The following is a 14,083-nucleotide window of genomic DNA, read 5'->3' on the forward strand; positions in this document are numbered from 1 at the left end:
GTGAGTGATACAACTCACAGTCTCCAGCACCATTCTCCCGGGAGGAACCATGGACCAGTCCACTGCCCATTCCACCAGCACCGAAGTCACGGCGGACGACCTCGTCGAGGACGTCTCAATCGACGGCATGTGCGGGGTCTACTGACCGTGACGACCACCACGTCCACGCCGGCGGTCACGGGATCGGGGCTCGTCCTCGATCCCGGGACGGCCTGGCAGCTGAACCCCCGCGTCGCCGTCCGCCCCGAGCCCTTCGGTGCGCTGCTGTATCACTTCGGCACCCGCCGCCTGAGCTTCCTCAAGGACACCCGGCTCGTGGAGCTGGTCACCGCGCTGGCCGACTTCCCGAGTGTGGATTCCACCTTCGCGGCCCTCGGCGTCGAGGACGGGGCACGCCCCGGATACGTGTCCGCCCTGCAACGACTGGCCGAGACGGACATGCTGCTGCCGGCCCCCCGCCACGCCTGAACCCCTGGAGTTTGCTGTGACCCTTGCCCCCGAGCGCCGTCCGAGCCTCATCGACCACTTCGAACGCGGACTGGATTCCCCGATCTGCCTGACCTGGGAGCTGACGTACGCCTGCAACCTGAGCTGTTCGCACTGCCTCTCGGCCTCGGGACGCCGAGACCCCAACGAGCTGAGCACCGAGCAGTGCAAGGAGATCATCGATGAGCTGCAGCGGATGCAGGTCTTCTACGTGAACATCGGCGGTGGCGAGCCGACCGTCCGCTCCGACTTCTGGGAGATCGTCGAGTATGCCACCAGCCACGATGTGGGCGTGAAGTTCTCCACCAACGGCGTGCGCATCGACGCCGCTGCCGCCCAGCGGATCGCGGACAACGGGTACATCGACGTGCAGATCTCCTTGGACGGGGCCACCGCCGAGGTCAACGACGCCCTACGGGGCCAGGGCTCCTTCGACCTGGCCGTGAGGGCCATGGAGAACCTCCGTGATGCCGGGGTGGAGGGCTTCAAGATCTCCGTGGTCATGACTCGGCACAACATCCCGCAGCTGGACGAGTTCAAGGCCCTCGCGGACCGGTACGGAGCCACGCTGCGGATCACCCGCCTGCGTCCCTCCGGCCGTGCGGTGGATGTGTGGGATGACCTCCACCCGCGTCCGGAGCAGCAGCGGGAGCTCTACGACTGGCTGGTGGCCCACGGTGAGGGGGTGCTGACCGGGGACTCGTTCTTCCACCTCTCGGCCTACGGGCAGACCCTTCCGGGGCTGAACCTGTGCGGTGCCGGCCGGGTGGTGTGCCTGATCGACCCGGTGGGCGACGTCTACGCCTGCCCGTTCGCGATCCACGACGAGTTCAAGGCCGGCAACACGGTGACCGACGGCGGGTTCGCTAGCGTCTGGCGGGGTGCGGAACTGTTCACCGAGCTGCGCGAGCCCCAGACCGGCGGGGCGTGCTCCGGATGCCAGTTCCTGGATTCCTGCCGCGGGGGGTGCATGGCGGCGAAGTTCTTCACCGGGCTGCCCCTGGACGGTCCGGATCCCGAGTGCGTGCGCGGCCTGGGGGAGGACCTCCTCCAGGGCCGGGAGGAGGACCACAGCAAGCCCCGGCCCAGCGTCGACCGCTCCCACCGGACCTCCCCGCCCCGGCCCCGGGCCAAGTCCCGCCCCGTCGCGGTGACGATCGGCATGGGCGCCCCCGCCCGGCCCCCGGTCAGCGCCTGCGAGATCGACCCCCTGGCCGGATTCGTGCCCCCGGGCGCCTCCGCGGCCTCGTCGTCCTGACCGAATCCCTCTCCGCCGTCCCACCACATCCGCATCACGTCCATCTTCACTCACCGTCAAGCCATCTCACAGCAATCAGAACATGGAGTCAGATCAGCATGGGTGCACGTCTCGAAGGCAAGGTCGCGTTCATCTCCGGCGGCGCGCGCGGGCAGGGCAGAAGCCACGCTGTGCGTCTCGCGGAGGAGGGCGCCGACATCATCACGTTCGACATCTGCCAGGATGTCGAACACGTTCCCTATGCGGGCCCCTCCGCCGAGGACCTGGCGGAGACGGTCCGTCAGGTCGAGGCGCTCGACCGGCGCATCATCGCCAAGCAGGCCGATGTCCGGGACTTCGATGCCCTGAAGGCCCTCGCGGAGGAGGGCATGGCGGAGTTCGGCCGCATCGACATCGTCTCGGCCAACGCGGGAATCTCGGGGGAGATGGCTGAGGCCGACGTCCTATCCGAGGGCGGGTGGCAGTCGATGATCGACATCAACCTCACCGGCGTCTGGCACACGGTCAAGGCCGCCATCCCGCACCTCAAGGCCGGAGGCAACGGCGGCTCGATCGTCCTCACCAGCTCGCTGGCGGGTCTCAAGGGCATGGGCAACATCGCCCACTACGTCTCAGCCAAGCATGGCCTCGTCGGACTGATGCGGACCCTGGCCATCGAGCTGGCTCCTTACAGCATCCGGGTCAATTCCATCCACCCGACCCAGGTGGACACGCCCATGATCATGAACGAGGCCACCAAGAGGCTCTTCCGGCCCGACCTGGAGAATCCCACGGATGAGGACTTCGCCGCGACCTCACAGGCCATGAATTCCCTGCCGATCCCATGGGTCGAGCCGGTGGACATCTCCAACGCCGTGCTCTTTCTGTCCTCTGATGAGGGTCGCTACATCACCGGAGTCCCGCTGCCCGTCGACGCCGGCGCCGGCCTCAAATCCGTCGTCTTCTGACGCCATCCCCCCGAAGAACAGCACGCAACTCTACAGAGGAGTCACATCATGGCAGGACGCATGGACGGCAAGGTTGTCTTCATCACGGGCGCAGCCCGGGGACAGGGGCGGAGCCACGCCGTCCGACTGGCTGAGGAGGGCGCGGACATCATCGCGGTCGATCTCTGTGCACCCGTGGAGAGCCTTGACGGCTTCTACGACCTGCCGGGAGAGGATGAGCTCCAGGAGACCGCGAGACTCGTGGAAGCCTTGGACCGGCGGATCGTCACCCGGGTGGCGGACGTGCGCGATCTCGACGCGCTGAAGTCGGCGGTCCATGACGGTGTGGCCGAACTCGGTGCCGTCAACGCCATCGTGGCCAACGCGGGGATCTTCACGTTCGGGACGGACACGCACCAGGTCAGTGAGACGTCGTGGAAGGACATCCAGGACATCAATCTCACGGGGGTGTGGCACACCTACGCCGCTGCAGCCGAACACCTGATCAAGGCCGGCGCAGGGGGGTCCGTCATCATCATCTCCTCTCTCGCAGGATTCAAGGGCTTGGCGAACGTCGCGGCGTACACGACCGCGAAGCACGGGATCGTCGGGTTGATGAAGGTTCTGGCGAACGAGCTGGGACCCCACGGAATCCGGGTCAACACCATCCACCCGAACTCGATTGACACGCCGATGGTCAAGAACAAGAGAACGTACGGGCTCTTCCGGCCGGACCTGGACGAACCGACGGCCTCTGACGCCGAGCCCGCCTTCGCCGGGCTGAACCCCTTCGGCAAGGCCTGGATCGAGCCCGTCCACGTGTCCAACGCAGTGCTCTGGCTTGCCTCCGATGAGTCGTACTACGTCTCGGGTGGCCAGATACCGGTCGATGGAGGCGCGGCCGTCCAGTAGGACACCCGATGAGGACTGCAACGAGGAATGCAACGAGGACTGCACCAAGGGGAAGAATGGACGACCAGACCACCGTCACGCGGAACGCGGGCCACCTGACCAGGGTCCGCGGCAGCGTGGGTCACCGCGTGGTCGGCCGGGAACGCGAACTCGATCTGGTCCTCGCCGCGGTGGCGGCCGGACGAGACATCCTGCTGGAGGGCCCCCCGGGGACGTCCAAGTCCACGATCCTGCGGGCCATCGCGGAGGAGTGGGGCATCCCGTTCGTCCTGGTGGAGGGCAACGCGGACCTCACCCCGTCGAAGCTCCTCGGAGGGCATGACCCCGCCCGTGTCCTGCGGGAGGGCTACCGGGATGAGAACTTCGTGGACGGCCCGCTGGTGCGGGCCATGCGGGAGGGCGGCTTCCTCTACATGGAGGAGTTCAACCGGGCGCCGGATGACACGCTCAACACGCTGCTGACGGCCATGGCGGAGCGGCAGGTCACCATCCCGCGGATCGGCACCATCACGGCCCAGCCGACCTTCCGCATCATCGGCTCGATGAACCCCTACGACCACGTGGGGACCACGCGGTTGTCCACGTCCGTGCACGACCGGTTCAACCGGCTCGTCGTCGGGTACCAGGGTGCGGAGGCCGAGCGTCGGATCGTGGCGTTGCGCACCGGCCTGGGGCCCGACGGCGGCCAGGACGTCCCGACGGACCTTGCCTCCGCGTTGGTCACGGACGCCGTCGCGCTGACCCGGGCCACCCGCGAGCGCGAGGACACCCGGCAGGGCAGCTCGGTGCGAGGTGCGATCGACCTGGCCCTGGTGGCCGCGCAGCTGCTCGCCCTGCACGGTGTTGACTCCCCGGGAGAGGGGCGGGTGACGGCGCAGGTGAACACCCGGCGCCGTTACGCGGAGGCAGTCCTGGAGTCCGCCTTGGTGGCCCTCTCCGGACGGATCCACGTGGATGAGGCCGCCGGGACCACTCCGGAGCGCGTACTGCGGGAGATCTGGGAGGACCACTTCATCCTGCACCCGGCCGCCGCGGATCCGGGTTGAAGGCAGATCGAGGCGGAATCGCTGATCGTGCGCCGCAGCCAGAAGGCGAGTGGCCGCCGTCGCCGGCCGAAGGTGCTCGAAGAGCACCCGACCGTCTTCCTGCCGGCCGCCGCGGAGAGCGGCGGGCAGGTGCTCGTGGCCCGCGGGCCGGGGAGAGACCGCGAGGGGGCGCGGGCCCGGGGGAGCGCGGCACCGGGCGAGACCGGGGAGGACAGCCAGGTCATCGACCTGGAGGACCTAGACGGACCGGCCGACGTCGAGGCGCTGCGCCGGGCCCGGGAGATCGCCGCGGCCCTGTCGATCCCGCAACCGCCGCGGAGGGCCGCCGCACGGCGCGGGCTCGGGGACCTGGAGCGGCTCCCCTTCGCAGGAGACGCCGAGGACATCGACCTGGAGGCCACGGTGGAGAACCTCGTGGCCAAACCGGTACCGGAGGCCTCGGACATCGTGGTCCGCGAGCGGATCAGGCAACGCCGGGCGATGGTGCTGATCCTCGACGTCTCCGGGTCCATGCGGGGCGAGCGGGTCCGGTCGGCTGCTGCGGCAGTGGGTGCCGTGGTGGGGGAGTTCGCCCGGGACGACGTGGCCGTCATCGCGTTCTGGTCCGATGCCGCGATCCTCGCACCCATGGGCCGCGCCGGGGCTCCGGCCGAGATCCTCGAGACGCTCGTGCGCATCCCGGCCCGGGGGCTGACCAACGTGGAGCATCCCCTGCGCCTGGCCCGCGACGAACTCGCCCAGGTCCCCTCGACCGAGGGACGGGTGCTGCTGCTCTCCGACTGCGTGCACAATGCCGGTCCGGATCCGCGGACGGTGGCCCCCGCCCTACCCCGGCTGGACATCCTCCTCGACACCTCGGGGGAGAAGGACCTCGAGATGGGCCGTGCCCTGGCCCGGCTCGGCCGAGGTCGGCTGGAGACGGTGCAGACGTTCCGGGACCTACCCGGTGCCCTGACCCGGATCCTCAGTCCGTGACGAGCGACCAAGACCAAGATGACCGACAGAAAGGATGGCATCGCCATGACAAACCCGTGGTTCGAGAGTGTGGCAGAGGCCCAGCGCCGGGCGAAGAGACGCCTGCCGAAGTCCGTGTACATGGCCCTGGTGGCCGGCTCGGAGCGTGGCATGACCGTGCAGAACAACATCGACGCCTTCTCGGAGCTGGGCTTCGCCCCGAAGATCACCGGCAATCCCCTGGCCCAGGACACCACCACCACGATCATGGGCGTGCCGGTGGAGCTGCCGGTCATGATCTCCCCGACCGGCGTGCAGGCGGTGCACCCGGACGGGGAGATCGCCGTGGCCCGAGCGGCGAACAACCGGGGCGCGGCGATGGGGCTGGGGGCCTATTCCTCCAAGGCCATGGAGGACGTCATGCCGGAGAACCCGGGCCGGACGTTCTTCCAGCTCTACTGGTCCGGCGGCCGTGACCAGATGCTGGCCCTGGCCCAGCGCGCCAAGGAGGCGGGCACGGCGGGGCTGATCATCTCCCTGGACTGGACCAACGGCTACGGCCGGGACTGGGGCAGCCCCGAGATCCCGCAGGCGATGAACCTCAAGACCATCCTGAAGTACGTCCCGGAGATCGTCCTGGGACGCAAGTTCGACTACGCCATGGACTGGGCCAAGACCCTCTCGCCGCCGGAGCTGTCCGTGCCGAACGCCGTGCCGAAGGGAGAGCCCGCACCGGGGTTCTTCGAGGCCATGGGGTGGTGGCGCCAGACGGAGATCCCGACCTGGGAGGACATCGCCTGGTTGCGCCGGCAGTGGGACGGGCCCTTCATGGTCAAGGGCATCACCCGCGTGGACGACGCCAAGGCCGCCCGGGACGCCGGGGTCACCGCCATCTCCGTCTCCAACCACGGCGGCAACAACCTGGACACGACGCCGGCCACCATCCGGCTGCTGCCGGCCGTCGCCGAGGCGGTGGGAGACGACGTCGAGGTCTACCTCGACGGCGGCATCCGCCGCGGCTCCCACGTCTACAAGGCCCTCGCCCTGGGCGCCCGGGGCGTACTGATCGGCCGGGCCTACCTGTGGGGCATGAGCGCCAACGGCCAGTCCGGCGTGGAGAACGTCCTGGACATCATGAAGGACGGGCTCAAGGCCGCCATGATGGGCAACGGCCACGCCACCCTGGACCAGATCAGCGCCGACGACCTCCTCATCCCCCCGGGATTCGCCATCACCGCCGGCGGCGACCACGGACACGTGTGGGGTGCCCCGTCCCTGGGCTCGGCGGTGGCCGAGGGAGTGGGCAGCGGGCTCGGCCCGGCGAGCAGCCCGCGGCTGAGCGAGTAGTCAAGGGCGGCGTGCCCGCTACCGATTCACCAGGTTCACCCCAGAGATCACCCCAGAACGGAGCACCATCATGTCGAACGAACTTCAGGGCAAGGTCGCCTTCATCACCGGCGGCGCCCGCGGCCAGGGGCGGGCGCACGCCGTCAAACTGGCCGGCATGGGCGCGGACATCGTCGCCGTGGACCTCGCCGGACCCGTCGGGGACTTCCTGCCCTACCCGCCGGCGACGTCCGATGACCTTGCCGAGACCGTCCGGCTGGTCGAGGAGCTCGACCGCCGCATCCTGGCCGTGGAGGCCGATGTCCGTGACAAGGACGCCCTGAAGGCTGCCGCGGACCGCGCCGTGACAGACCTGGGCAGCCTGGACATCGTGGTGGCCAATGCCGGCATCTGCGAGCCGGCCCGATGGCAGGACATCACGGACGAGTCATGGCAGGCCACCATTGACATCAACCTGACCGGCGTGTGGAACACCATCACCGCCACGGCCCAGCGCATGATCGCCGCGGGTCGTGGCGGGGCGATCGTCATCACCTCGAGCTACGCCGGCAAGAAGGTCCAGCCGATGATGATCCACTACACCGCGTCCAAGCACGCCCTGGTGGGCCTGACACGCGGCTTCGCCGTGGAACTGGGGCCGCACGATATCCGGGTGAACTCCGTCCATCCCGGCGGTGTGGCGACGCCGATGGGTGGCGGAGGGATGACGGACCAGATCGCGTCCTCCACCGCGGAGAACCCCAAGGTCAACCAGATGGGCCAGGCCTTCATGGAGCCGGCCTGGATGGAGCCGGAGGCGATCGCCAACGCCGTGGCCTTCCTGGTCTCGCCGGCCGCTGAAGCCATCACCTCGGAGCACCTCAGCGTGGACAAGGGCATGCAGTACTTCTAGGAGGTGCGACCGGCCCGGTCAGCCGACCGTCGCCGGCGCCAGCGCGTGCCCGAGGACCCCGGGCAGGGCCGGTTCTCCGGCCCCGGTAGCGTAAGGACCATGAAAGCCACCTTCATGTACGGCGCCGGCGATGTCCGGGTCGAGACCGTCCCGGACCCGACCATCCTCGAACCCACGGACGCGATCATCCGGACCGTGCGGTCCTGTGTCTGCGGCTCGGACCTGCACCCGTACCACTCGATGAAGTCCTCGGACCACGGCAGCCCCATGGGGCACGAGGTGATCGGCGTGGTGGAGGAGACGGGTTCCGCGGTCAACTCATTGCGCCGGGGCGAGCTGGTGGTCTCCTCGTTCACCTTCCAGGACAACACCTGTGTCCACTGCCGTGAGGGCTTCCACGTCTCCTGCCTGCACGGCGGCTTCTTCGGCGGCCACGGCATCGGCCTGCAGGCCGAGTACGTCCGGGTCCCGCAGGCGGACGGAACCCTGGTGACCGTGCCGGACACCGACGGGACGGGCAACGGCTCGGAGGAGCTGCTGGCCGGACTGCTCTCCCTCTCAGACGTCTACCTGACCGGACTCCATGCGGCCACCATGGGCCAGGTGGGTCCCGGGACGACGGTGACCGTCATCGGCGACGGCGCCGTCGGACTCTCAGCGGTCCTGGCCTCCCGCCAACGCGGGGCCGAGCGCATCATCCTCATGGGCCGGCACACCGCCCGCACGGACCTGGGCCGCGAGTTCGGCGCCTCAGACGTCGTGGCCGAGCGTGGCGAGGACGGCATCAACGCCGTGCGCGAGCTGACCGGTGGGGCGGGGACGCACGTGGTCCTGGAGGCCGTGGGCCACCGCCCGGCCTTCGAGCAGGCCGTGGGCGTGATCCGTCCCGGCGGTACCATCTCCCGCGTGGGAGTCCCACAGTTCAAGGAGGCGCCGCTGGGCGGCCCGCTGTTCCTGCACAACATCACCCTGACCGGGGGCACGGCACCGGTGCGCCGCTACCTGGACGGCGCGATCCCGCAGGTGCTCTCGGGAGAGATCTCCCCGGGCCGGGTCTTCGACGTCTCGATGTCCCTGGCCGAGGCGCCGGCCGCCTACGCCGCCATGGACGCCCGCGAGGCCCTCAAGGTGATGCTGGTGCCGTAGGTTCCCCAGGGCTGGAACCGGATCAGCCCCGCATCTTCGGCGCCACGCCGCGGCCGGCGTTGCCCTGGGCGACGATGGCGACCTGCAGGACTGCGGCCACCAGCGCGGCCACCCCGAACGCCACGAAGATCGAGCCGGCGCCGTAGCCGCCGTTGAGCAGGAATCCGGCCACCAGCGGGGCGGTCACGGCGCCGAGCCGGCCGACGCCGAGGGCCCAGCCCAGGGCGGTGCCGCGCAGGTGGGCCGGATAGTGGTTGGCCACGGCGGCGATGATCAGGCACTGGGTGCCGTGGGTCCCCACTCCGGCCACCATGAGGATGACGTAGACCATCCACACGGGCGGGGAGAACAGCAGGCACAGCAGCGCCACGCCGGCCAGCCCCGCGGCCACGACGCCGGAACGGATGGCCCCGAACCGGTCGCCCGCCCACGCGGTGATGATCGAGCCGAGGACGGCGCCGATGTTCAGGGACAGGGCGAATGTCAGGGCGGACCCGAGGTCGTATCCCTGGGCCTCCATGGCGCGCGGCAGCCAGGTCCCGAGGCCGTACCAGGCGAACAGCGTGGCCAGCGTGGTGAGGGCGAACATGGCCGAGGCCAACAGGTAGGGCGTGCGGAGCAGCTGGGAGAAGCCGCCGGCCTTCGAACCCTTCGAACCCTTCGACGCCGCTGACGGCTCGCCTGACGGCTCCTCGGACGGTTCCGTCTCGGACGGCAGGGTCTCCGGCAGGTAGCGGAAGCCGAGGGGGACCAGGACCACGAGGGCCACGGCCGCCACCAGGAACATGGAGGGCCAGCCGAAGGTCGGGATCATGGGAATCCCGAGCAGGGCCGCGAGGGAGCCGCCGATCGGGACACCGGACATCATCAGCGTGGCGATGGAGGACCGCCAGCGCATCGGCACCAGTTCCGCCACTATGGCGTTCGCAGAGGGCACCAGCCCGCCCAGCCCGATGCCGGCCACCAGGCGGAACGCCCCGAAGACCCAGGCCTGCGGGGCGAACGCGCAGAGCAGGGTGAAGACCGAGAAGGTGATGGAGCAGGCCAGGATGGTGCGCCGCCGGCCGAGCGCATCCGAGATGCGTCCGGCCATGAGGGCGCCGATCATCATGCCGACGAAGGCCATGGAGCCCAGGACGCCCAGGGAGGCGTCGTCCAGTCCCCAGTCGGTGTCCTCCTTCAGGGAGGTCTGGACGGTGCCGAAGACGATCAGGTCATAGCCGTCGAAGACCACCAGCAGCCAGCACACCACGACGGCCATGATGGCCTGCCGCCGGCTGATCGGTCGGGGTCCGTGGCCTCGCGGACGGAGGTCCGGCGGCGGGGAGGTGCTCTGCGTCATAGGACCACTGTGAACTGCGGCACGGCCGGGACGTGAAATCATTCTGGTGTGCAGAAGAACGTGCCTCTGCGGCAGCCTCCGAGATATCCCGTCGAGTCGGTGGACCACGCGCTCGCCCTGATGGAGATGGTCCGGGACTACGGCCGGGTCCGCCTGAGCGTGGCCGCGCGGCTGCTCGGGGTCTCCGGGTCCACGGCGCACCGGCTCATGGCCATGCTGGTCTACCGCGGCTACGCGGTGCAGGACGCCTCCCGCAGGTACGTCCCGGGGCCGGCCCTGGGGGTGGCCCCGGCCGGCGTCCCCTGGACAGCCGGGCTCCGGCACCGCGCCGCCCCGCACCTGGAGATGCTGGCCGGCCGGGTGGGGGAGACGGCCAACCTCATGGTCCGCGCGGGCACGGAGGTGCGCTTCCTGATCTCGGTGGAGGGTGGACACGAGCTCCCCGTGGGCAGCCGCCAGGGCGTGGCCTTGCCCGCCGCGCGCGCCTCGGGTGGCAAGGCGCTGTTGGCCGCCCTGGCGCCGGGGGACGTGGAACGGCTGTACCGCCAGCACGCCGAACTCGTGGGCAGTCCCTTCGACGCCCGCGAGCACGTCGGGCTGGCGATCGAGCTGGAGGCGGTGCGCGCCCGCGGCGTGGCGCTCAATGACGAGATCACCGAGCAGGGCATCGGGGCCGTCGGCACCGCGGTGCGGGACGGCTCCGGGGCGGCGGTGGCCGGCCTGACGGTCTCCGTGCCCCGGGACCGGTTCCGAGCGGTGCTCGACGACGGCCTGGTCGCCGAGCTGCTCCGGTCCCGGGCCGAGCTGGAGACCGACCTGCGCGGGTTTGTGGCCGCGGACTGGTGACCGGCGCCCCGCTGCCGCGTCTCAGGCTTGGCGCGGTACCAGCGCGAGCACGCGGGCGGGGCTGCCCGTGCCCCCGACGATCGGCAGCGGTGCCACGATGAGGACGGCCCCGCGCGTCGGGAGCAGGGCGAGGCTCTGCAGCGAGGTGACGCCGTACTTGTCCGAGCCCATCAGGTGGTAGTGCACGGGAAAGGCGGGATCGAGCGCAGCGGCGTTGCCGGCGTCGATGCCCACGGTCTCCACGCCGAGGCCCGTGATGCCCGTGCCGGCCAGCCACGCGGCGCAGGCGGCGGAGACGCCCGGGGTGTGGGAGCCGTTCTCGTCGGTGTTGAGGAACTGCTCCTGGTCCTGGGCGTACTGGTCCCAGCCGGTGCGGTAGAGCACCCAGCCGCCCTCGGGCAGCGGCCCGTGCTCGGCCTCCCACGCCGTGACGTGCTCGATCTCCAGCAGGAAGGCCGGATCGGCCGCCGCCTCCGCGGAGAAGTCCAGCACCACGGCAGGGCCGATCAGCCGCTGCACCGGGATCTGCGAGACGTCGTCCCCGTCCCGGCCGGAGATCCAGTGGATCGGTGCATCGAGGTGGGTGCCGATGTGTTCCCCGGTGTGGATGTTGGCGTGCTTCCAGTAGGGGCCCGGCGCGTCGTACTCGCTGACCGTCTCCAGCGAGAAGTCGATGAGGTTGGCGAACGGCTCCGGCAGCCGCAGGGCGGGGGTCTGGCTGCTGAGCGGGTTGGTCAGGTCGACGACCTCCACCTCGCCCGTGGCCAGTGCGGTGAGCAGGCCCTCCAGGGAGGCGGTGGTGCCGGCGGAGTCATCGGTCATGGCGGCTTCCTTCATGTTCAGTCCCTCGGGTGGTCAGGACATACCATCACGACGGGGGACCGCGTCAGACCAATGGAGGCAACATGACCGCAACCGTGGCAGAGATCGTCGGGCAGACGTTGGCCGGCCTGGGCGCCGGGCACGTGTTTGGCGTGGTCGGCTCGGGCAACTTCGTGGTCACCAACGCGCTGCGCCGCGCCGGCGTCCCGTTCACGGCGGCCCGCCATGAAGGGGGAGCGGCCACCATGGCCGATGCCTACGCCCGGATGTCCGGCACCGTGGGCATCGTCTCCACCCACCAGGGCTGCGGCTTCACGAATGCCGTCACCGGGGTGGCCGAGGCCGCGAAGTCGAGGACCCCGATGATCGTGCTGACCGCGGATGTGGCCGCCTCCGCCGTGCGCTCCAACTTCCGCATCGACCAGGACGCGCTGGCCCGGTCGGTGGGGGCCGTGGCCGAGCGCGTACACTCCCCGGCCTCGGCCGTAGCGGACGTGGTCCGCGCCTACCGGACCGCCGTGAACGAGCGCCGCACCGTGGTGCTGTCCCTCCCCACGGACCTCCAGGCCGCGCCGGCCCCGCAGCCGGTCGGACCCACACCGGCGCACGACGCCGGCCCCCTCACCCCTGCGGTGCCGGTCCGGCCGGGTGCCGCCTCGGTCACCCGCCTGGCCGAGCTGATCCGGGGCGCTCAGCGCCCCGTGTTCGTGGCCGGCCGCGGCGGACGGGGCGCCGGGCCGGACCTCGCCGCCCTCGCGGAGGCGGGCGGGGCGCTCGTGGCGACCTCCGCCGTCGCGCACGGGTTGTTCGAGGGCGACCCCTTCAACCTGGGGATCTCCGGCGGATTCTCCTCACCGCTGGTGGCCGAGACCATCCGCGGGGCGGACCTGATCGTGGGCTGGGGCTGCACCCTGAACGGGTGGACCATGCAGCAGGGCCGGCTGATCGGCCCGCAGGCCACGGTGGTGCAGGTGGACCTGGAGGACGCGTCCCTCGGGGCGAACCGCCCCATCGACCTGGGCGTGCTGGGGGACTGCGGCGAGACCGCCCGGGCCGTGCTGCAGGAGCTTCGGGGCAGCGGGGCCGGCCTGGCGGCGATGGCCGGTTCAGGGCAGACCGGCGGCGGCCACCGTTCGGCCGGCTACCGCACCCCGGAGATGGCCGGGCGACTGGCCGCCGAGGCACGGTGGAACGACGTGCCCACCGAGGACCTCTCCGGCAACGGGCTGATCGACCCGCGGGTGCTGTCCAGGGAACTCGACGCGATCCTGCCGCAGGAGCGCGTGGTGGCCGTGGACTCGGGCAACTTCATGGGCTACCCGAGTGCCTATCTGCGGGTGCCCGACGAGAACGGGTTCTGCCTCACCCAGGCGTTCCAGTCGATCGGCCTGGGGCTCGCGACGGCGATCGGTGCCGCCACGGCCCAGCCGCACCGGCTGCCGGTGCTGGGCACGGGGGACGGCGGGTTCCTCATGGCCGTGGCCGAACTGGAGACGGCGGTGCGGCTCGGGCTGCCCCTGGTGGTGATCGTCTACAACGACGCCGCCTACGGTGCCGAGGTCCACCACTTCGAGGCGGAGGAGTTCGACTACGAGCCCGTCACGTTCCCCGTCACGGACCTCGCCGCCCTGGCCCGCGGCTTCGGTGCGGAGGGGGTGGTGGTCCGCTCGGTGGCGGACCTGGACGCCGTGCGCTCCCGGGTGGACGAACTGCTGGACCGGTGGAGGGCGGGGCGTCCATCGGTGCCGCTGGTCATCGACGCCCGCATCGCCTCCGACGGCGGCTCCTGGTGGCTCGCCGAGGCGTTCGCGGGGCACTGAGCGTGCCGGCCGGCAGGCCTCGTCAGTTGAGGTCGCCGTTGGCCACCCGGACGTGCCCGGGGATCAGGAGCAGGTCGATCAGGCAGAGCAGGATCACGAGCCCTCCGAAGACGAACCCGATGCCCCAGGAGGCGCTGGCCGTCCCGGTGACCGTCAGGATGAGGTAGACGGCACCGGCCCGGTAGTGCCCCAGATACCACTTGTGGGCTCCCAGCAGCCCGAGCAGCAGGCACAGCAGGTACGTGAGCAGCAGGTTCCTCGGTGCGTGGGCCACGGGCCCACCCTA

At 70.5% G+C, this 14,083-nt stretch carries 15 protein-coding genes; 12 read left to right on the forward strand and 3 right to left on the reverse strand.

Annotated features, from left to right (window positions below; genetic code table 11):
* The first annotated feature begins 49 nt into the window (after positions 1–49).
* From mftA to RE421_RS10145, 10 genes are all read left to right on the forward strand, one after another.
* The gene (gene mftA, locus RE421_RS10100; RefSeq protein ID WP_309809330.1) at positions 50–145 is read left to right on the forward strand and encodes a mycofactocin precursor MftA; all 96 of its coding nucleotides are present in this window, start codon (positions 50–52) and stop codon (positions 143–145) included.
* Positions 146–147: 2 nt separating this feature from the next.
* Positions 148–468, forward strand: coding sequence for a mycofactocin biosynthesis chaperone MftB (mftB, locus tag RE421_RS10105; protein WP_309809332.1), 321 nt, complete (start codon positions 148–150; stop codon positions 466–468).
* Positions 469–484: 16 nt separating this feature from the next.
* A complete protein-coding gene (mftC, locus tag RE421_RS10110) occupies positions 485–1,744 on the forward strand; it encodes a mycofactocin radical SAM maturase (protein WP_309809334.1) in 1,260 nt (419 codons plus the stop codon).
* Between the two features lie 98 nt (positions 1,745–1,842).
* Positions 1,843–2,691 (forward strand): mycofactocin-coupled SDR family oxidoreductase, encoded by an 849-nt coding sequence (locus RE421_RS10115; protein ID WP_309809335.1) that lies wholly within the window; start codon positions 1,843–1,845, stop codon positions 2,689–2,691.
* A gap of 48 nt (positions 2,692–2,739) precedes the next feature.
* The gene (locus RE421_RS10120) at positions 2,740–3,582 is read left to right on the forward strand and encodes a mycofactocin-coupled SDR family oxidoreductase (protein WP_309809337.1); all 843 of its coding nucleotides are present in this window, start codon (positions 2,740–2,742) and stop codon (positions 3,580–3,582) included.
* 56 nt (positions 3,583–3,638) lie between these two features.
* Positions 3,639–4,628: a MoxR family ATPase gene (locus tag RE421_RS10125; protein WP_309809339.1), complete on the forward strand. Its 990-nt coding sequence runs from the start codon at positions 3,639–3,641 to the stop codon at positions 4,626–4,628.
* 72 nt (positions 4,629–4,700) lie between these two features.
* On the forward strand, positions 4,701–5,603 hold the full coding sequence (locus tag RE421_RS10130; protein ID WP_309809341.1) for a VWA domain-containing protein: 903 nt from the start codon (positions 4,701–4,703) through the stop codon (positions 5,601–5,603).
* A gap of 45 nt (positions 5,604–5,648) precedes the next feature.
* Positions 5,649–6,929, forward strand: coding sequence for a pre-mycofactocin synthase MftD (gene mftD, locus RE421_RS10135; RefSeq protein ID WP_309809343.1), 1,281 nt, complete (start codon positions 5,649–5,651; stop codon positions 6,927–6,929).
* A 70-nt stretch (positions 6,930–6,999) separates the two neighbouring features.
* Entirely contained in the window at positions 7,000–7,821 is an 822-nt protein-coding gene (locus RE421_RS10140) for a mycofactocin-coupled SDR family oxidoreductase (protein ID WP_309809345.1), read from the forward strand.
* A gap of 99 nt (positions 7,822–7,920) precedes the next feature.
* Positions 7,921–8,967: a zinc-binding dehydrogenase gene (locus RE421_RS10145; RefSeq protein ID WP_309809347.1), complete on the forward strand. Its 1,047-nt coding sequence runs from the start codon at positions 7,921–7,923 to the stop codon at positions 8,965–8,967.
* Between the two features lie 22 nt (positions 8,968–8,989).
* On the opposite strand, the gene RE421_RS10150 is transcribed toward RE421_RS10145, so the two are convergent.
* Positions 8,990–10,309 carry an aromatic acid/H+ symport family MFS transporter gene (locus RE421_RS10150; protein WP_309809349.1) on the reverse strand — a complete coding sequence of 440 codons (1,320 nt, stop codon included), beginning with the start codon at positions 10,307–10,309 and terminating at the stop codon, positions 8,990–8,992.
* Positions 10,310–10,408: 99 nt separating this feature from the next.
* Between RE421_RS10150 and RE421_RS10155 the strand changes: the two genes are divergently transcribed.
* Positions 10,409–11,155 carry an IclR family transcriptional regulator gene (locus RE421_RS10155; RefSeq protein WP_309809351.1) on the forward strand — a complete coding sequence of 249 codons (747 nt, stop codon included), beginning with the start codon at positions 10,409–10,411 and terminating at the stop codon, positions 11,153–11,155.
* A gap of 21 nt (positions 11,156–11,176) precedes the next feature.
* On the opposite strand, the gene RE421_RS10160 is transcribed toward RE421_RS10155, so the two are convergent.
* Complete coding sequence (locus tag RE421_RS10160; RefSeq protein ID WP_309809353.1) at positions 11,177–11,977, reverse strand: cyclase family protein; 801 nt, start codon at positions 11,975–11,977, stop codon at positions 11,177–11,179.
* Between the two features lie 83 nt (positions 11,978–12,060).
* On the opposite strand from RE421_RS10160, the gene RE421_RS10165 reads away from it, so the two are divergent.
* The gene (locus tag RE421_RS10165; RefSeq protein WP_309809355.1) at positions 12,061–13,797 is read left to right on the forward strand and encodes a thiamine pyrophosphate-binding protein; all 1,737 of its coding nucleotides are present in this window, start codon (positions 12,061–12,063) and stop codon (positions 13,795–13,797) included.
* A gap of 22 nt (positions 13,798–13,819) precedes the next feature.
* On the opposite strand, the gene RE421_RS10170 is transcribed toward RE421_RS10165, so the two are convergent.
* Positions 13,820–14,071, reverse strand: coding sequence for an NINE protein (locus tag RE421_RS10170; protein ID WP_309809357.1), 252 nt, complete (start codon positions 14,069–14,071; stop codon positions 13,820–13,822).
* Between the last annotated feature and the right edge of the window lie 12 nt (positions 14,072–14,083).

This window comes from Citricoccus sp. I39-566, from assembly GCF_031432995.1.
GTDB lineage: Bacteria > Actinomycetota > Actinomycetes > Actinomycetales > Micrococcaceae > Citricoccus > Citricoccus nitrophenolicus_A.